Source organism: Nocardia sp. X0981, from assembly GCF_977089955.1.
Map to the genome: position 1 here is coordinate 1,720,940 of NZ_OZ372435.1, position 18,291 is coordinate 1,739,230.

15 protein-coding genes are annotated in these 18,291 nt (G+C 68.7%); 13 read left to right on the top strand and 2 right to left on the bottom strand.

The genetic code is table 11. From position 1 onward, the window contains the following. The first annotated feature begins 63 nt into the window (after positions 1-63). Together ACYR7D_RS07580 and ACYR7D_RS07585 are read left to right on the top strand one after the other, a co-directional pair. Entirely contained in the window at positions 64-1,707 is a 1,644-nt protein-coding gene (locus ACYR7D_RS07580; protein WP_459548906.1) for a dipeptide ABC transporter ATP-binding protein, read from the top strand. A 67-nt stretch (positions 1,708-1,774) separates the two neighbouring features. Beyond that, positions 1,775-2,521, top strand: a complete 747-nt coding sequence (locus tag ACYR7D_RS07585; protein WP_459548907.1) for an oxidoreductase — start codon at positions 1,775-1,777, stop codon at positions 2,519-2,521. A 439-nt stretch (positions 2,522-2,960) separates the two neighbouring features. Here ACYR7D_RS07585 and ACYR7D_RS07590 read toward each other — a convergent pair whose 3' ends face one another. Then, the gene (locus tag ACYR7D_RS07590; protein WP_459548908.1) at positions 2,961-3,794 is read right to left on the bottom strand and encodes an HAD-IB family hydrolase; all 834 of its coding nucleotides are present in this window, start codon (positions 3,792-3,794) and stop codon (positions 2,961-2,963) included. A 376-nt stretch (positions 3,795-4,170) separates the two neighbouring features. On the opposite strand from ACYR7D_RS07590, the gene ssd reads away from it, so the two are divergent. The 7 genes from ssd (at position 4,171) to ACYR7D_RS07625 (ending at position 9,099) form a co-directional block, all read left to right on the top strand. Further along, complete coding sequence (gene ssd / locus ACYR7D_RS07595) at positions 4,171-5,277, top strand: septum site-determining protein Ssd (protein WP_459550070.1); 1,107 nt, start codon at positions 4,171-4,173, stop codon at positions 5,275-5,277. Further along, complete coding sequence (locus ACYR7D_RS07600) at positions 5,274-6,476, top strand: TadA family conjugal transfer-associated ATPase (RefSeq protein ID WP_459548909.1); 1,203 nt, start codon at positions 5,274-5,276, stop codon at positions 6,474-6,476. Before ssd ends, ACYR7D_RS07600 begins: the two co-directional genes overlap by 4 nt. Continuing rightward, positions 6,473-7,270 carry a type II secretion system F family protein gene (locus ACYR7D_RS07605; protein WP_459548910.1) on the top strand — a complete coding sequence of 266 codons (798 nt, stop codon included), beginning with the start codon at positions 6,473-6,475 and terminating at the stop codon, positions 7,268-7,270. The genes ACYR7D_RS07600 and ACYR7D_RS07605 overlap by 4 nt, the downstream gene beginning before the upstream one ends. A 109-nt stretch (positions 7,271-7,379) precedes the next feature. Then, the gene (locus ACYR7D_RS07610) at positions 7,380-7,982 is read left to right on the top strand and encodes a type II secretion system F family protein (protein ID WP_459548911.1); all 603 of its coding nucleotides are present in this window, start codon (positions 7,380-7,382) and stop codon (positions 7,980-7,982) included. Positions 7,983-8,093: 111 nt separating this feature from the next. Continuing rightward, complete coding sequence (locus ACYR7D_RS07615; RefSeq protein WP_459550071.1) at positions 8,094-8,294, top strand: DUF4244 domain-containing protein; 201 nt, start codon at positions 8,094-8,096, stop codon at positions 8,292-8,294. Between the two features lie 17 nt (positions 8,295-8,311). Continuing rightward, positions 8,312-8,716 carry a TadE family type IV pilus minor pilin gene (locus tag ACYR7D_RS07620; protein WP_459548912.1) on the top strand — a complete coding sequence of 135 codons (405 nt, stop codon included), beginning with the start codon at positions 8,312-8,314 and terminating at the stop codon, positions 8,714-8,716. 50 nt (positions 8,717-8,766) lie between these two features. Then, positions 8,767-9,099 (top strand): Rv3654c family TadE-like protein, encoded by a 333-nt coding sequence (locus tag ACYR7D_RS07625; protein WP_459548913.1) that lies wholly within the window; start codon positions 8,767-8,769, stop codon positions 9,097-9,099. 150 nt (positions 9,100-9,249) lie between these two features. Here ACYR7D_RS07625 and ACYR7D_RS07630 read toward each other — a convergent pair whose 3' ends face one another. After that, complete coding sequence (locus tag ACYR7D_RS07630) at positions 9,250-11,706, bottom strand: DEAD/DEAH box helicase (protein ID WP_459548914.1); 2,457 nt, start codon at positions 11,704-11,706, stop codon at positions 9,250-9,252. A gap of 430 nt (positions 11,707-12,136) precedes the next feature. Between ACYR7D_RS07630 and ACYR7D_RS07635 the strand changes: the two genes are divergently transcribed. The 4 genes from ACYR7D_RS07635 (at position 12,137) to ACYR7D_RS07650 (ending at position 18,245) form a co-directional block, all read left to right on the top strand. Beyond that, positions 12,137-12,343, top strand: a complete 207-nt coding sequence (locus tag ACYR7D_RS07635) for a cold-shock protein (RefSeq protein ID WP_011206895.1) — start codon at positions 12,137-12,139, stop codon at positions 12,341-12,343. Positions 12,344-13,457: 1,114 nt separating this feature from the next. Beyond that, positions 13,458-16,370, top strand: a complete 2,913-nt coding sequence (topA, locus tag ACYR7D_RS07640) for a type I DNA topoisomerase (protein ID WP_459548915.1) — start codon at positions 13,458-13,460, stop codon at positions 16,368-16,370. A 64-nt stretch (positions 16,371-16,434) separates the two neighbouring features. Further along, positions 16,435-16,941: a mycothiol transferase gene (locus ACYR7D_RS07645; protein WP_459548916.1), complete on the top strand. Its 507-nt coding sequence runs from the start codon at positions 16,435-16,437 to the stop codon at positions 16,939-16,941. Positions 16,942-17,054: 113 nt separating this feature from the next. Continuing rightward, complete coding sequence (locus tag ACYR7D_RS07650; RefSeq protein WP_459548917.1) at positions 17,055-18,245, top strand: DNA polymerase III subunit delta'; 1,191 nt, start codon at positions 17,055-17,057, stop codon at positions 18,243-18,245. The last annotated feature ends 46 nt before the right edge of the window (positions 18,246-18,291 follow it).

Sequence of the window (18,291 nt, forward strand, 5' to 3'; positions counted from 1 at the left end):
GCCGCACGAGGTGACCAGCGCACCGCGCGAGTGCAGCTCGCGGATTCGAGACAGGAAGCGACCATGAGTGCCGATACCGCAGCCGAGCGACCGCTGCTGGAGATCCGGGATCTGCGTATCGCTTTCGGAACGGGCGGTGACCACGTGGAGGCCGTGCGTGGCGTCGATCTCACCGTCTACCGGGGTGAGACGGTGGCGATCGTCGGGGAGAGCGGTTCGGGCAAATCGACCACCGCGCACGCGATCGTCGGACTGCTGCCGGGCGGCGGCCGGATCCTCGGTGGCAGTATTCGTTTCGACGGAACCGAACTCGCCGGAATCGCCGAATCGCGGCTGGTCGCCCTGCGCGGCACCGGCATCGGTTTCGTACCGCAGGATCCGATGTCCAATCTCGACCCGGTCTACAAGATCGGGTATCAGATCCGGGAAACGCTGACCGCCAACGGTATCGCCCGCGGGCGGGAGGCCCGGGAAAAGGCGGTCGAACTGCTGCGCGCCGCCGGGATCCCCGACCCCGAGCAGCGGGCCGATCAGTACCCGCACGAACTGTCCGGTGGGTTGCGGCAGCGCGCCCTCATCGCCATGGCATTGTCCGGCCGCCCGGCGCTGCTCATCGCCGATGAGCCGACTTCGGCACTGGATGTCACGGTGCAGCGCCGGATTCTCGATCATATCGCCGACCTCACCGGGGAATTCGGTACGGCGATGTTGCTGATAACCCACGATCTCGCCTTGGCCGCCGAACGCGCCGAACATCTGGTGGTGATGTACCGGGGGCGGGTGGTGGAATCCGGCCCGGCCCTGGAACTGCTGCGCGATCCCCGCCACGAGTACACCCGCAAACTCGTCGAATCGGCGCCGTCGCTCGCGGCGAGCCGACGACCCGGGCGTGTCCGTAAGTCCGGTCGCGAGGAGGAGATCCTGGTGGCTACGGGGCTCACCAAACGCTATCGGGTGCGCGGCTCGGCGCCGTGGCGCTCCCAGGAGCGCACGGCGGCCGCGGATGTCTCCTTCGCTCTGCGGCGTGGCGGTACCACCGCGCTGGTCGGCGAGTCGGGATCGGGAAAATCCACCGTCGCGCAACTGGTACTGGGCCTGCTCGAACCGACCTCGGGATCGGTGATCTTCGACGGATCCGATATCTCCCGGCTGGGCCGGCGGGAACAGCGGGAGTTCCGCCGTCGTGTGCAGCCGGTGTTCCAGAATCCCTACGCTTCGCTGGACCCGCTGTACACGATCCATCGGTGCATCGCCGAACCCCTGCGCACCCATGGGATCGGCAGTCGTGCCGAACGCGAGGCCCGGGTCCGGGAACTACTGGATCATGTCGCGCTGCCCGCCGATGTGCTGGACCGCTACCCGAACGAACTGTCCGGCGGACAGCGGCAGCGGGTCGCGATCGCTCGGGCGCTGGCCCTGGAACCGGAGCTGCTGGTCTGCGACGAGGCGGTATCCGCGCTCGACGTACTGGTGCAGGCGAACATCCTCGATCTGCTCAACCGCCTGCAGGACGAATTGGGCCTCACCTATCTGTTCATCACCCACGATCTCGCCGTGGTGCGGCAGATAGCGGACGACGTGCTGGTCATGCAGCACGGCCGGATCGTCGAGGCGGCGCCCACCGGGGAGATCTTCGAATCCCCGCGACAGGAGTACACGCGCCGGCTGCTCGCCGCGATCCCGGGGCGGGGTCTCCCCGTCGGATGACGGTCCGCGGCCGGCCGTGGACGCCCGGGTCCGATACCCGTCGCGGGCAGCAGTAGCCTGCTGATCCGTGACCGATCCCCTCGCGCCCCTCACCGATCTGCCCGGTGTCCGTGCCGCCGCCGACAAGGCCCGTGACGCGCTGGCCGAGGTGCATCGGCACAAAGCGAACCGCCGGGGATGGCCGACCACCGCGGCCGAGGCCTCGGTGCGCGCCGCTCGTTCGTCGGCCGCACTCGAGGGCGGCAGTACGGAGTTACCCGCCGACGGTGCGATCACGGACCCGGTCCTCGCTGGGGCGTTACGGGTGGGACAGGCCCTCGACGGAGACGCCCTACGGAATCTGGTCGGTATCTGGGAACGGGCTCCGCTGCAAGCCCTGGCGCGGTTGCATCTGCTGGCCGCCGCGGACCTGGTGCCGGACGAAAGTGCCCTGGGCCGCCCCCGGCCCGACGGCGGGGTGGCCGAGCGGTTGGATGTACTCGCGCAGACTCTGCTCACGACATCGGCCCCGGCCCCGGTGACAGCGGCGGTGGTGCACGGCGAACTGCTGACGCTGAAACCGTTCGGTTCGGCAGACGGACTGGTCGCGCGGGCGGCTTCCCGGCTCGTCACCGTATCCAGCGGACTGGATCCCCGGGCGCTCGGCGTACCGGAAGTCTTCTGGTTGCGGCGCCGGCAGGCGTATCTGGACGCCGCCGCGGCTTTCGGTTCCGGTACCGCTGCCGGTGTCGGCGGATGGGTGGTCTTCTGCTGCGGAGCTTTCGAAGACGGGGCCCGGGAGGCGAAGTCGATCGCGGACGCCGCCGGGGGCTGACCGCCGGTAGCGGGTGTACACGTCAATACGGGCGGCGGGGTCGTCGACCTCACCGCCCGCGAGCACGGACTACCGGGTTACCAAGCGTGCTGAATTGGGTTGTGTTCTCCGGCCTCGGCGTTCCTCCGTGCCCGCAGCAGCTCATCCCCGCAGCTATGCGAGGCCATCGCTGGCGACGGACCGGATTTCGCAGGCCCACAACGCTTATGCCCTATCGCGGCGAGCTCCGCGTGGGTACCCGGCGTCCGTGCTGGGAAGGAAGGGTTGGGAGACTGCGTCTTCTCTTCCGGCGCCGCCTTGGCCTTCCGTCCTTCCGTGCCTCCATTTTTACCACTGTGACCGCATTCACATCAAGTGTTCGCGGAACATCGCTGAACAATTCGGATGCCCGGTCGCTGGGCGGAGCGATATGCCATAAGTCCTGGTAGAGGAGGTATAATCAGCGTCCCCGGAAGAGCCGGTAGGTTACCGCGCCGGCCGCGAGCGCGCTCAGGGCGACCGCTATTCCGGTGGCTACGGTCCTCGAAGGCGCCGGAAAACGTGACCACAGCGAAACCGGATTGGAGAACTGCAGGATGGGCCATTCCCGGGTCGTGGCCTCCCGGCGCAGGGCTCGGTCGGGGTTCACCGCGGTGGGGTGGCCGACAGCGGTGAGCATCGGTATATCGGTGATCGAATCGGAATAGGCATAGCACCGTGAGAGGTCGTAACCCTGTGTGGCGGCCAGTTTTTCGATCGCCGTGACCTTACCTTCGCCGTAGCAGTAGAAATCGATCCCGCCGGTGTACTTGCCGTCCACGACCTCCATCCGGGTCGCCGCGGTATGCGTCGCTCCCAGTGCCTCGGCGATCGGAGTCACCACCTCCTCCCCGGACGCGGAGACGATGACCACGTCGTGGCCGCGGATCCGGTGATCGGCGATCAGATCCACGGCTTCCGCGTAGATCAGCGGTTCCACCAGCTCCTGCAGGGTCTCGGCCACAATGGAACGGACCTGTGCCACGTCCCAGCCGGCGCACATACCGGCCAAGTGGGCGCGCATCCGCTCCATCTGATCGTGATCCGCGCCCGACAGCAGGAACATGAAATGCGCGTAGCCGCTCTCCAGCGCCGCTCGCCGGTTGATGAGCCCTTGGGCGAAGAACGGTTTGCTGAACACGAAAGTGCTCGATCTGGCGATCACCGTTTTGTCCAGGTCGAAGAAGGCGGCGATACGGGTGTTCTCGCGATTCCGATCGCCGGGAGGGGGTGTCGTATTGCCGGAGCCCGTCACCGCTTCAGGATAGGCATCCGCACCGGGCGTGTCGTGTTCGCGGATTCACCCGGAAAGCTCTGAACTGCGGTTTTCCTCTCGAAAAGCCGCCGCGCGTGAGCTACGGAACTTCTTTCCCGTGAGGCTTGCGTATCGGTCCGCCCTTGGGTGTAGTATTGCTGGCACCTGGACATGTTCCAGGCGCGTTCAGCCCGACCCCCCGGGGCTGAACCCGACGGCCCCAGCCTCCTCCCCCCCCGGCTGGGGCCGTCCTCTATTTACGGGCAGGCCCTTTCGAGCGTCCCGCCCGCTTCGGAAGTTCTCCACAGGCCGCGAGTTGTCCACAATCGCCGCGGGCGTGTATTCCGCGCCGGATTTCCCGGCGACGCTGGCATACATGGATCACGACGAGACCACCACGGTTCCCGAGACGCCGGCCGTTCTGGTGCTCATCGAGGACGACCGCCTGCGCGAGGAGGTCCGCCGGGTCGCCGCCGCGGCCGGTCGGCGGATCGAGGAAGGCGAACCCCCGGTCGGGCGTCATACCTGGGCGGTGGCGCCGCTCATCGTGCTCGATACCACGGCCGCCACGGCATGTGCGGTGAGCGGGCCCCCGCGCCGTGGCGGAGTGGTCACCGTCACGGCGGGTGAACCCGGACTCGCCGACTGGCGGGCGGCGGCGACGGTCGGGGCGGAGCGGGTGGTGGCACTGCCCGGTGCGGCGGTCGGGCTCATCGAGAAGTTCGCCGAATACGCCGAACCACACGCGGACGGAGGAGTGGTCGTGGCGCTCGCCGGAACGGGCGGCGGCGCCGGTGCCTCGACCCTGGCCGCCGCGACGGCCCTGCGTTCCGCCACCACCGATTTCCGGCCGCATACCGTGCTGGTGGACGGTGCGCCCTACGGCGGCGGACTGGATCTGCTGCTCGGTATCGAAGACGTACCCGGATTGCGTTGGCCGGATCTGGTGGTCGACGACGGCCGGGTCGCCGCCGCGGAACTCCACAGCGCACTACCCGGAGCCGGGACCGGACTGTCGGTCCTGTCCTGCGGCCGCGGCCCCGGCCGTACGGGACCCATCGGCGCGGCAGCGGCGCATGCGGTGATCGAAGCCTCCCGGAACGCGGGCGATCTCGTCGTCTGTGATCTCTCCGGCGAACACGGGCCCCATATCGAGCGAATGCTGGAGGCCGCCGATCTGGTGGTGCTCGTCGTACCCGCCCGGCTCCGCGCTGTGGCGGCAGCTCAGGCGGTCACCGAATGGATAGCCCGGCACAATCCGAATCAAGGGTTGATCGTGCGGGGGCCCGCCCCCGGGAGCCTACGCGGCAGAGATATCGCCGCGGTCCTGAAGCTGCCCCTGCTGGCCGCCGTCCGCGCGCAACCGGGGTTGGCGGCACGGCTCGAACGCGGTGGGCTGCGACTGCGGCGTGGGCCGCTCCGGGACGCCTGTGACGCGGTGCTCGCGGTCCTCGGCCCGGCGGAGCAGCGGAGGGCCGGATGAACCCGGTACCCCATGAGTCGGGCGTGGTCACCGCGGAGCTGCTCGAGCGGGTGCGCCGTCGGCTGGCCGGAGAATCCGCGGAGCCGGAACCGGCGCGGGTGGCCGCGGCCATCCGCGCCGAAGCGGGCGGGATGCTCGGCGATACCGATCTGCTGCGGGCCCTGCGGTTACTACAGACCGAACTCACCGGAGCCGGTGTGCTCGAACCCCTGTTGCACGATCCCTCCGTCGCCGATGTTCTGGTCACCGCACCCGATGCGGTATGGGTGGACCGCGGCCGCGGGGTCAGCAGGACCTCGGTCACCTTTCCCGACGAGGCCGCGGTGCGGCGGCTGGCACAGCGCCTGGCTCTTTCGGCCGGTCGGCGTCTCGATGACGCGCAGCCCTGGGTGGACGGGCAGCTGTCCGGCCGCGAGATGGTGCTCGGGGAGAACTTCGGGGTCCGCCTGCACGCCGTGCTGGCCCCGATCGCCCGCGGGGGCACCTGCCTTTCGTTGCGGGTACTGCGACCGGCGACCCAGGATCTCGACGCGCTCGTCCGGGCCGGGACGGTACCGCCCGACGCGGATGCCCTGCTGCGCCGGATGATCCGCGCTCGGCTGGCTTTCCTGGTGGTGGGCGGAACAGGCGCCGGGAAGACCACCTTGTTGTCCGCGTTGCTCGCCGAGGTCGACCGAGCGGAGCGCATCATCTGTGTGGAAGATGCCGCGGAGCTCGCGCCGCCGCATCCGCACGTGGTCCGGCTGGTGGCGCGTCCCCCGAATATCGAGGGCGCGGGCGAGATCACCCTGCGCGCTCTGGTGCGCCAAGCACTGCGGATGCGTCCCGACCGCATAGTGGTCGGCGAGGTGCGCGGCGCGGAAGTGGTGGATCTGCTGACCGCGCTCAACACCGGCCACGACGGCGGCGCGGGTACGGTGCACGCCAACTCCCCACGCGAAGTACCCGCCCGGCTCGAGGCCCTGGCCGGTTCGGGCGGTATGGACCGGGGCGCCCTGCACAGTCTGCTGGCCGCGGCCGTGCAGGTGGTGCTGCATGTGCAGCGGTGTGCGAACGGAGCGCGGCGTCTGCGGGAAATCGGTGTGGTACAGCGTGAGACGAGCGGGTGGGTGCGGATCCGGCCCGCTTGGCGAGCCGACGGCGATGCCCCCGCAGCGGAGATGCTCGAGGCGTTACTCGCGGAACGGTCGGGGCGATGATCGCCGTACCGATGCTCGCAGCGGTGGCCCTCACGCTGCTCTTGGTGCCCGCGCCGACGGGAAGGCGGCGCTTCGGTGTCGTCTTCGGCATCCGCGCCGCGCGCCGCTTCCGGGGGCGCTGGGTGGTCCCGTACGCAGCGGGTAGCGGGTGTGTGCTGGCATTGGCCCTCGGTAACGGCAGCCTGCCGGCCGCGCTGCTCGTCGCGGGGACGGTCACGGTGCGCGTGCGCCGGACCCGGCGGGCCCGCCGGCACCGCACCGAAAGCGGGTATCTGCTCGACGGTCTGGAGGCGATCATCGCCGAGCTGCGGGTAGGTGCGCATCCGAGTGCCGCCGCCGCGGTCGCTGCCCGGGAGACGGCCGGTATCGCGGCGGCCGCGTTCGCGGTCGGTGCGGCGCGCAGCCGCCTGGGCGGTTCCGGTGCGGGCGGCCTGCTTCGTCCCGGCACGGTGATCGAAGCGGAGCTCGGGCGCGTCGCGGATGCCTGGCAGGTGGCCGAACGATACGGTCTGGCGCTGGCCGAACTCCTAGCGGCCACCCGTGCCGATCTGGCGGCCCGGCTGGAGTTCCGGAGCCGCACCGACGCGACCCTCGCCGGCGCCCGGGCCACCGCCGCGATATTGGCGGTCCTACCGGTGCTCGGCATCGGCCTGGGACAGCTGATGGGTGCGGACCCCCTCGAAGTGCTGCTGTTCTCCTCCGCCGGTACCTATCTGCTGCCGCTCGGTACCGGTCTGGCCTGCGCGGGATTGCTCTGGGCCGACGAGATCACCCGCCGGGTGGTACCGGCGTGAGCGCCCGGATCGCCATCGTGGCCGGTAGCGGAGCGGCGCAGGCGTGCCGTACCGGGCGATATCCGCTGCCGTGGTGGGTCGCTTCCGGAACCCGTGCGAGGAGAGTGTGATGACGACCCATGCGGTGTGGTCGTGGCTTCTGCTGCTGGCGGCAGTGATGATGGTGCCGCCCCGCCGACCGGTGTTGGGACGCTTGCGCGGAGCCCCGGTGCCCTGGCCCCCGGCGGGGCGGCAGGTACCGGGTAAGGCCGATCCGGTGGCGGTTGCCACCCTGTTCGATCTTCTTGCGGCGTGCCTGCGTGCCGGGCTTCCCACGGCGGCGGCTGTGCGGGCGGTGGTGCCCGTCGCGCCGGTCTCGTTGGGGGAGCTGTTGCGGCAGGCCGCCGACCTGCTCGCGTTGGGCGCGGATCCGGCCACCGCGTGGGCCCGGCCGCATGCGGGATCCGCCGGGACACCTCCGGAGTTCGAAGCGCTCGCCCGGCTGGCCCGGCGCTCGGCGCGTTCGGGAGCATCGCTGGCGGCAGCGGTGGGTGAACTGGCCGCGGCGCATCGTGCCCGGGTGGAAGAGGCGGTGACCGCCCGGGCCGAACGGGCCGGAGTGCTGATCGGCGGCCCATTAGGTCTGTGCTTCCTTCCGGCGTTCGTCTGCCTGGGCATCGTTCCGGTGATCATCGGCCTGGCCGGCCGGGTGCTCGGCGGAGCGCTGCTGTGAAGGGCAGGCGGACCACCACCGAGATGTGCTCGCGCGCTACAGCGGCGCGGGCGGAGAAGAGAGGGGAATCGAATGCTGATCGAAGGAGCTGCGCGCTCCGCGCTGGAGCATATGCGGGCGGCGCGAGAGGAGCTGAACACCCGTCTGCTGCGTGCGGCGGTGGCCGAGGACGGGATGAGCACGGTCGAATACGCGATCGGGACCATTGCCGCGGCGGCGTTCGGTGCGGTGCTGTACACCGTGGTGACCGGAGAGAGTATTCCCGACGCGCTGACCGGAATCATCGACAAAGCGCTCAACACGAGCGTGTAGCGGGGCCACGAGGTTCGATGCGGGCGGGCCGTCTCGGCCGCGCCCACGCCGACGGCTCGGCTCGGCGATTCGGCTGGTCCTTCCCGTCCGGCGGCGACACGGGGTCCGTAACGGTCGAGGCGGCGATCGCACTCGGTGCGCTCGCCGCCGCTGCCGTCCTGTGCGTGGGGGCGGTGCTCGCGATGGTCACCCAGGTGCGGTGTGTCGATGCCGCGCGCGAGGCGGCTCGGCTCGCGGCCCGCGGTGACGGAGACGGCGCGGTATCCGCGGCCCGCCGGGTGGCTCCATCGGCAGCGGAGATCTCACTGCGCTACGAGGACGATCGGGTGATCGCCGTCGTGTCTTCGGAGACGCCGCTGCTTCCGGTACTCGAACTGCGGGCCGAGGCGGTGGCCGTACGGGAGCCGGGGGTGACGGAGTGAGATGCGAGGGCCGGAAAGGCTCGGCCGGCGCGGTGCGGGACGAGGGTTCGGTGAGCATTGCGGCGTGCCTGGCGCTGGCGGCACTGCTCATGGCAACCGTGCTCGTCATCCAGTTCGGCGCCGTGGTGGTAGCACGCCACCGCTTGCAGGCGGTGGCTGATCTCGCGGCATTGGCTGCCGCGGGTGAACTGCGGCGCGGGGTGGAGGCGGGATGTACCGCTGCCGAGGACCTCGGACTGCGAATGAAAGCGCGGATCGCTCGATGTGAAGTCGAGGGATGGGATGTGGTGATCTGGGTCGAGGGAAAAGTACCAGCGGGTCCGTTCGGGGGTCGGAGTATACGAGCGGTTGCCCGAGCCGGACCGATGGAAGAAGGGCCGTGATCGCGATTCGCCGGAACTTGTTAACGACGAATTCGGTCTCCGCCCGGGAAACGGCAATTAACAACTCGTTAATCGAATTCGTAGGCTGTTTCGGAATGGCTTTCGGCGCCACTCCGGTTGTTACTCGCGCGTCCTACGGCAACAATTCAGTTAATATGATTGCGATCCTTTTAAATCACTTGTCCAGATTTCTGCCGGCCCCCTGGATTCCTCGCAGGCCCGTGCCTCGCCCACCGTGTTCTCACGGAGCGAGGTCGTATCGGAGCCCTGCTCGGTGAGGTCGGACAGAATTGCGGTCAACAACCGGATCGCACCCTTCTTATCCAGCGGATCGTTGCCGTTGCCGCATTTGGGTGACTGGACGCACGAGGGACATCCCGCCGGGCAGCCGCACGATTCGATGGCGGCACGAGTGGCGGTGAGCCACCGATGTAGCAGCGAATACCCCCGCTCGGCGAACCCGGCGCCACCCGCCTGCCCGTCGTAGACGAACACCGTAGGCAGGCCGGTGTCGGGATGCTGGGCGGTGGACACGCCGCCGATATCCCAGCGATCGCACGTGGCGACCAGCGGCAACAGCCCGATCGCCGCATGCTCGGCGGCGTGCAGCGCTCCCGGGACATCAGCGGGGGCCATACCGGCGTCATCCAGCAGGCGTGGTGTCACGGTGTAGAGCACCGCTGTGGTGGGCAAGGTCTGCGGTGGCAGATCGAGTTCGACCATATCCAGGACTTCGCCGGTCATCAGGGTGCGCAGGTACCCGACGACCCGGCTTCGGACGGTCACCGTGGCCAATGCCGCCGTGACCTGGCCCGATACCTTGCTTTCGCGGATCGACTCGATGCTCAGGGAGGTGATCACGCGGGCACTGGTGGTCCAGCCCGGGCTCTCGGCGCGTACGAACGCGACACCCGTCTCCAGGTCCAGTTCCTCCACCACATAGCTCTCGCCCTGGTGCAGGTGAACCGCGCCTTCGTGCAGGGTGGCGAGAGCCCGCCCGGCATCGGCGGTGCCCAGTAGGCGGCCGGTCCCGCCGACCACGATCGCGATTTGGGCGCCGATACCGCCACGGACGTCGACGGAATCGTGCGGTGGTTCGGCACCGGTATAGAACCACCGGGATCCGCCGTTCGCCTTCCGCTGCCGGACCAGACCTCGAACGGCCAGCTCGGTGAGCACCCCGTGCGCCTCGAGCCGGTCTGCTTCGGATTCGGTGATCGGCAACTCCATGGCCGCGCACAACAGCTGTGGCCCGAGGACATACGGGTTGGACGGATCGATGATGGTGGTTTCCACCGGGCGCTCCAGCAAAGCGCCCGGATGATGCACCAGAAAGGTATCTAGCGGGTCGTCGCGTGCCACCAGCAGGGCCAACGCGCCCTGAGTGCGTCGTCCGGCCCGGCCGATCTGCTGCCGGAACGAGGCGACCGTACCGGGAAACCCGGCCAGGACGACAGCGTCCAGACCGGCGATATCCACCCCGAGTTCGAGAGCGTTCGTGGTCGCCGCGGCCAGCAGTGAACCGTCCGAGAGTCCTGCCTCGAGAGCTCGCCGATCCTCCGGCAGATACCCGCCGCGATACGCCGCGACGCGGGTCGCCAACTCGGGATCGAGCTCCGTCAACCGTTCCCGGGTGTGCACGGCTATCAGTTCCGCGGCCCGGCGCGACCGCGCGAAGGTCAGGGTTCGGGCACCCTCGGCCACCAGTTCGGCAGTGAGCCGCGCTGCCTCTGTGGTGGCGCCCAGCCGTACCGGTGCCCCGTTCTCGCCGGTCACCGCGGTGAGCAGGGGCGGTTCCCAGAACGCCACGGTGCGTGGTCCACGCGGGGAACCGTCCTCGGTCACCGCGGCGCAGTCCGTGCCGATCAGCCGGGAGGCGGCCGCCGCCGGGTCGGCGGCCGTCGCGGAGCAGAGCACGAAAACCGGGTCCGTGCCGTAGTGCGCGGCCAGCCTGCGTAGCCTGCGCAGCACCAGCGCCACCTGGGAACCGAATACGCCCCGGTAGGCGTGGCATTCGTCGACAACCACGTAGCGCAACCGGCGGAAGAATCGCGACCAGCGTCGATGCGAGCGCAACAGGCTCAGATGCAGCATGTCCGGATTCGTGAACACCCAGCGCGCCTCCCTGCGGACCCACTGCCGGATCTCCGTCGGTGTGTCACCGTCGTAGGCCGCCGCGACGATCCGGCGCAGCGGGTCGTGCCGGGTCAGCTCGCCGACCATCCTGAGCTGGTCGGCGCCCAGCGCCTTGGTCGGGGCGAGGTACAAGGCTGTGGCGGCGGGGTCCTCGTGCAGGGCGGTGAGGATCGGGAGCTGGTAGCCCAGGGATTTCCCGGAAGCTGTCCCGGTCGCCACGACCACGTGCTGCCCGGCCGCGGCGAGTCCGGCTGTCGCGGCCTGGTGGCTCCACGGGGCCGCCACCCCCATCGCGCGCAGTGCGTCGACGACCGCCGGAGCCACCCACGGCGGCCACTCCGTGGTGACCGCGGTTCGGGCGGGCATCTCGGCGATATGCGTCAGTCGCGAATCCGTATCCGCAGCGCCGGACAGGACACGATTCAGCAACGATCGCCCATAGCTCGTCTCCGGCTGGATCTCCGGGGTCATTCCGCCGCACCTTCCGCGTCACAGACAAGTATGAAACCTCGCCGGCGGCTCCTTCTCACCTGCGATTTCGATACCCAATAGCGATCTGGGTCACAGCCGGGTACTCGGTCCGGGAGCTGGTTATCGGAAGGCAAACATACCGGAGGTTCAGATTCCGTCGAGCTATCCCTTACTCCCGCATTCGCGAGATCATTTTTTTTGCAAATTGTCGGTAACTCCGCTGTTGAATTTCCCAAAGACATGGTTCACTGGGTCTCGGTCGCAAGCTTCTGTGTTCGAGGGACGGATGCAAAGTCCAAACCGTCAGCAGGATCGATGTTGCGAACGGCATACGTTGGCCCCCATGGGAGTCAGGGTACCGCCGGTCGGAACGGGCCCGGTGGACGAAACAGTTGTCCGCCGTTCCGAGTAAGAAAAGAGAAGGAACAGAATGGCACAGGGAACTGTGAAGTGGTTCAACGCGGAGAAGGGCTTCGGTTTCATCGCGCCCGAAGACGGCTCTGCGGATGTCTTCGTCCACTATTCCGAGATCCAGGGTTCGGGTTTCCGTACCCTCGAGGAAAACCAGAAGGTCGAGTTCGAGGTTGGCCAGGGCACCAAGGGTCCGCAGGCCACCGGAGTGCGCGCGCTCAGCTGAGCGAGTTCACCCCCAGTTCGTCCCTCGCATCCCGTAACGGGAGCGAGGGACGAACTATATGTGGAGTATGCGTACCTCCGCATTCGCTCCGGCCGTGCGCTCTGTGCGTACCTCCGCATTCGCTCCGGCCGTGCGCTCTGTGCGTACCTCCGCGTTCGCTCCGGCCGTGCGCTCTGTGCGTACCTCCGCGTTCGCTCCGGCCGTGCGCTCTGTGCGTACCTCCGCGTTCGCTCCGGCCGTGCGCTCTGTGCGTACCTCCGCGTTCGCTCCGGCCGTGCGCTCTGTGCGTACCTCCGCGTTCGCTCCGGCCGTGCGCTTCCTGCCCATCTCCGCCGCGTTCGCGGCGGATGTCCGCTCCCTGCGGGGAGCCCGGCCCGCCGCGGACGCGCGTTCTTCACGGACATATGCGTTCGCTCCACTCATGCGTTGCCTGCGCACCACCGCGGCCGCCGCCTTCCCGCCGGCACTCGTAACTGCCGCTGCCGTATCCGCTCGGCGGGTCTCCGGGTTCGATCCGGCCGTGGGATCCGAACGGTCCGCCCGGACCATTCGGTCGACGCGCTTCCCGGGTGCTCCGGACATGCGCACCCCGGAAGACTTCACAGCCGCATCGCCCGCCCGCTCCGCCGCGCTCGGGCCTCGGTGATGCGCGATCCCGAATCGAGCTCGGCGGTGAACGGGCCGCAGATCGGGCGGTACGGTGGCGGTGGGGCGGCCGGTGCGTGCTTTCCGGGGCGGTCCGGCCGAGGGCCGGTATACGCGGTGCGGTCGTATCCGCGATCCGCTTCCCCGGCCCGCCCGGTCCGACGGTCGAACCGGAGGGTACGGTATGCGTTCCGCCACGCGCGGGCCGACGGTGGATTGCCGTCCACCCGCACCGGTCACAGCCGCAGTGCGCGGGTTCGGGTCCCACCATGGGTGCCGTCCCGGTTCGTGGCACTGCATACTGAACGGCGTCGGCGCGCCACCGCCCGATGGTCGCAACATCCCGACCACGCGCAGCGCCGAGGTATAAACGTGTCTGGTGGTGAAGTACGCCGTCACCATGTGTTCATCCAGCCCGTCCTGCGCACCGAGCAGCGTTCAACGGGTCGAGAAGGGAAGGGATTCACCCGTGGCAACACGAGACCGTAGCGCAGCCGAGGCGGGTCGTCCCGTGCGTCGTCTCGTGATCGTCGAATCCCCGACCAAGGCCCGGAAAATCGCTCCCTATCTGGGGCGGAACTATACGGTCGAGGCATCGGTCGGCCATATCCGCGATCTGCCCCGTGGTGCGGCCGACGTACCGGCCAAGTACAAGGGCCAGGATTGGGCGCGCCTGGGCGTGGACGTCAACAACGATTTCGAACCCATCTATGTGGTGAGCCCGGACAAGAAGGGCAAGGTCACCGAGCTGAAGGGGTTGCTCGCCGATGCCGACGAGCTGTATCTGGCCACCGACCCCGACCGGGAGGGCGAGGCCATCGCCTGGCATCTGCTGGAAACCCTGAAGCCCAAGGTCCCGGTCCGTCGGATGGTGTTCCACGAGATCACCGAGCCCGCGATCCGGGCGGCCGCCGCCGATACCCGCGATCTGGACAACGACCTGGTCGACGCCCAGGAAACCCGGCGCATCCTGGACCGTTTGTACGGCTACGAGGTCAGCCCGGTGCTGTGGAAGAAGGTCATGCCGCGATTGTCGGCGGGCCGGGTGCAGTCCGTGGCGACACGGGTGATCGTGCAGCGTGAACGCGAGCGGATGGCATTCCGTTCGGCCGAGTACTGGGATATCGCGGCGAAACTGGATGCCGGTGGGGACGCCGATACCGACAATCCGCGGATCTTCTCCGCCCGCCTGGTCGACGTCGACGGTGCCCGGGTGGCCTCCGGCCGTGATTTCGGCTCCGACGGACGGCTCAAGGCCGATTCCCGTGCCCTGGTGCTGGACGAGGCCCGGGCGCGCCGGCTCGCCGAGGCGCTACACGGCGTGGATCTGGTGGTCACCTCCGCCGAGTCCAAGCCCTACAGCCGCAAACCGTATGCGCCGTTCATGACTTCCACCCTGCAACAGGAGGCCGGGCGCAAACTGCGTTTCACCTCCGAGCGCACCATGCGCACCGCGCAGCGGCTGTACGAGAACGGCTACATCACCTATATGCGTACGGACTCGACCACGTTGTCGGAGTCCGCGATCAACGCCGCGCGCGCCCAGGCGACCCAGCTCTACGGCGCCGAATATGTGCATCCGACCGCCCGGCAGTACACCCGCAAGGTGAAGAACGCCCAGGAAGCGCACGAGGCGATCCGTCCGGCGGGGGACACCTTCGCCACTCCCGGGCAGCTGCACTCACGGCTGGACAACGACGAGTTCCGCCTCTACGAGCTCATCTGGCAGCGCACCGTGGCCTCGCAGATGGCCGACGCCAGAGGCACCACGCTGACGCTGCGGATCACCGGCACCGCCGGTACCGGCGAGGAATGCGTGTTCTCCGCCTCCGGCCGCACCATCACCTTCCCGGGTTTCCTGAAGGCCTATGTGGAAAGCGTCGACGAGGAGGCCGGCGGCCAATCCGACGACGCGGAGACCCGGCTGCCGCAGCTCGCCGAGGGCGAGGGCGTTACCGCGGTGGAATTGAACCCCGACGGCCACAGCACCAACCCGCCTGCCCGCTATACCGAGGCGTCGCTGGTCAAAACCCTCGAGGAGCTCGGTATCGGGCGTCCGTCCACCTACTCCTCGATCATCAAAACCATCCTGGATCGTGGCTATATCTACAAACGCGGTAGCGCGCTGGTGCCGTCCTGGGTCGCTTTCTCGGTGACCGGGCTGCTGGAGGAGCATTTCGGCCGGCTGGTCGATTTCGATTTCACCGCTGCCATGGAAGATGATCTGGATGCCATCGCGGGCGGACGGGCCCGGCGCGGCCATTGGCTGTCCAGTTTCTATTTCGGCGGCGACGACGGGGCCGAGGGGTCGGTCGCGCGGTCCGGCGGGTTGAAGAAGATGGTCGGTGAGCGGCTCGACGATATCGATGCCCGGGAGATCAACTCGATCAAGCTCTTCACCGACGACGCGGGCCGCGATGTGCTGGTGCGCGTCGGCCGGTACGGGCCGTATCTGGAGCGGATGGTCGCCGACCCGGACGATCCGGAGGCCGAGCCGACTTCGCAGCGTGCCAACCTGCCCGACGATCTGCCCCCGGACGAGCTGACGCCGGAGGTGGCGGAGAAGCTTTTCGCGACCCCGCAGGAAGGCCGTGCGCTGGGCGTCGATCCCGCGAACGGTCATGAAATCGTGGTCAAGGAGGGGCGTTTCGGCCCCTATGTCACCGAGATCCTGCCGGAAACCGAGGAGGATCAGGCGGCGAAGAAGACCGCCAAGAAGAACGGTCCCAAGCCGCGCACCGGGTCGCTGTTCAAATCCATGGACCCGGCAACGGTTACCCTCGCGGACGCGCTGAAACTGCTTTCCCTGCCCCGCGTGGTGGGTACGGACCCGGCGTCCGGTGAGGAGATCACCGCCCAGAACGGCCGCTACGGCCCCTACCTGAAAAAGGGCACCGATTCCCGTTCGCTGGCCACCGAGGACCAGATTTTCACTGTCACCCTCGACGAGGCCCTGAAGTTATATGCGGAACCCAAACGCCGAGGTAGACAGGCCGCGGCCGCCGCGCCGCTGCGAGAACTCGGCAACGATGCCGCCACCGGCAAGCCGATGGTGATCAAGGACGGCCGGTTCGGCCCCTATGTCACCGACGGCGAAACCAACGCCAGTCTGCGCAAGGGCGACGAGGTGGAGACGATCACCGACGAGCGCGCCTCGGAACTGCTCGCCGACCGGCGGGCCCGGGGTCCGGTGAAGAAGGCGGCGAAGAAGACCGCCAAGAAGGCGCCCGCCAAGAAAGCCGCGGCGAAGAAGACGACGGCGAAGAAGACCACGACCGCGAAGAAGACCGCCACCAAGACGGTGGCGAAGAAGACTGCGGCGAAGAAGGCCCCCGCCGCGAAGAAGACGCCGGCGAAATCGGTTGCCGACAGCGGCAAATAATCGAACCTGTCGTACCCCGGCCCTAGCATCGCGCCCGAACACTGTCGAGTGAGAAGGAGCGTCGATGACCGGCAGCCGGGAACGCGAGGATCTCGTACAGCTGCTCGACGAGCAGCGCGAGATGTTCCGGATAACGCTGCGCGGCATCAGCGAGGAGCAGGCGCGTCGGCGCACCACCGCCAGCGCACTCACGCTGGGCGGGTTGCTGCACCATCTGATCAGGTGCGAACGGGAATGGACCAAGGTGCTCGTGGAGCGCGACGAGACCGCGGCGAAGACGATCGAGGACTACGCGGGGGAGTACGACTTCGGCGATGAGGAAACCGTCGCCGGGTTGCTCGCGGAGTGGGAGCGGGTCGCCGCGCATACCGCCGAGTTGATCCGCACCGTCGACACCCTGGACGCCCCGATCCCGACCCCCACCAATCCCTGGGTGCCCGGCCGGGTGTGGTGGTCGGCGCGTTTCCTGGTCCTGCACATCCTGCGTGAGATCGCCCACCACAGTGGGCATGCCGATATCATCCGCGAGGAACTGGACGGCGCGAACACCACCGCGCAGCGCGCCGGATGAGTGCCGCCCGTTCTCCGCTGCCCGTGATCGCCGTCGTCGTGCGCGCCCGCCCTGTCGTCGCTGGGCGCGGGTTGCCGATGGGCTCCGTCCCGGCGCGTGTATAGGGTGTGGACGTGGCGGGAGTTTTCGATCGTCTGGTGGGTCAGGACGCGGCGTCGGCCGAGTTGACCGGTGCCGCGGTCGCCGGGCGCTCCGGCGTTGCCGAAGGTGCGATGACCCATTCGTGGCTGTTCACCGGCCCACCCGGGTCCGGTCGTTCGGTCGCGGCCCTGTGCTTCGCCGCCGCCCTCCAGTGCACCGACCCCGACCGGCCCGGGTGCGGTCACTGCCATGCCTGCACCACCACTATGGCCGGCACCCACGGTGATGTCCGGCGGGTGATCCCCGAGGGGTTGAGCATCTCCACCAAAGAGATGCGCGCAATCGTGCAGATCGCCGCCCGCCGTCCCAGTACCGGCCGCTGGCAGGTGGTGGTGATCGAGGACGCCGACCGGCTCACCGAAGCCGCCGGCAACGTTCTGCTGAAGGTTGTCGAGGAACCACCCGAGCGCACCGTCTTCTTGCTCTGCGCGCCCTCGGTCGATCCGGAGGACATCTCCGTCACCCTGCGCTCCCGCTGCCGGCATATCCACCTCACCACCCCCTCCGCCCCCGCTATCGCCCGCGTTCTCCGCGAACACGACGGTTTGGATCCGGAAACCGCCGACTGGGCGGCATCGGTGGGCGGCGGCGATATCACCCGCGCCCGCCGACTGGCCACCGACGACGAGGCCCGCGCACGTCGCCGCCGCGCCCTGGACCTGGTGGCGGCGGTCACCCGCGGCACCGCCTACCTGGCGGCCGACGACCTGGTGAAAGCCGCCGACGACGAGGCCAAGCAGCTCAGCGCCGAACGCGACGAACGCGAACGTGAGGAGCTCGCCACCGCCCTCGGTGCCGGCGGCACCGGTAAGGGCGCGGCCACCGCTACTCGCGGCTCGGCCGGTGTGCTCAAGGATTTGGAACGCCGCCAGAAATCCCGCGCCACCCGTACCGGTCGCGATGCCCTGGACCGAGCCCTCCTCGATATCGCCGGGCTCTATCGCGATGCCCTGGCCGTGAGCTTCGGCGACCCGTCCGGCCTCACGATGACCCATCCCGATATGGCCGATCGCGCCCGTGACCTGGCCACCCGGATCCGTCCGGAAGGGCTGCTCCGCTCCATCGATGCCATCCTCGCCTGCCGCGAAGCCTTGGACCGAAACGTCAAACCTCGCTTCGCCCTCGCCGCCATGGCCGCCACTCTCATCGCGCAAACGTCGTGACCACCTGTTTTCGCGTTCCCGGGCGGAAGACGATAGACTCGCCACG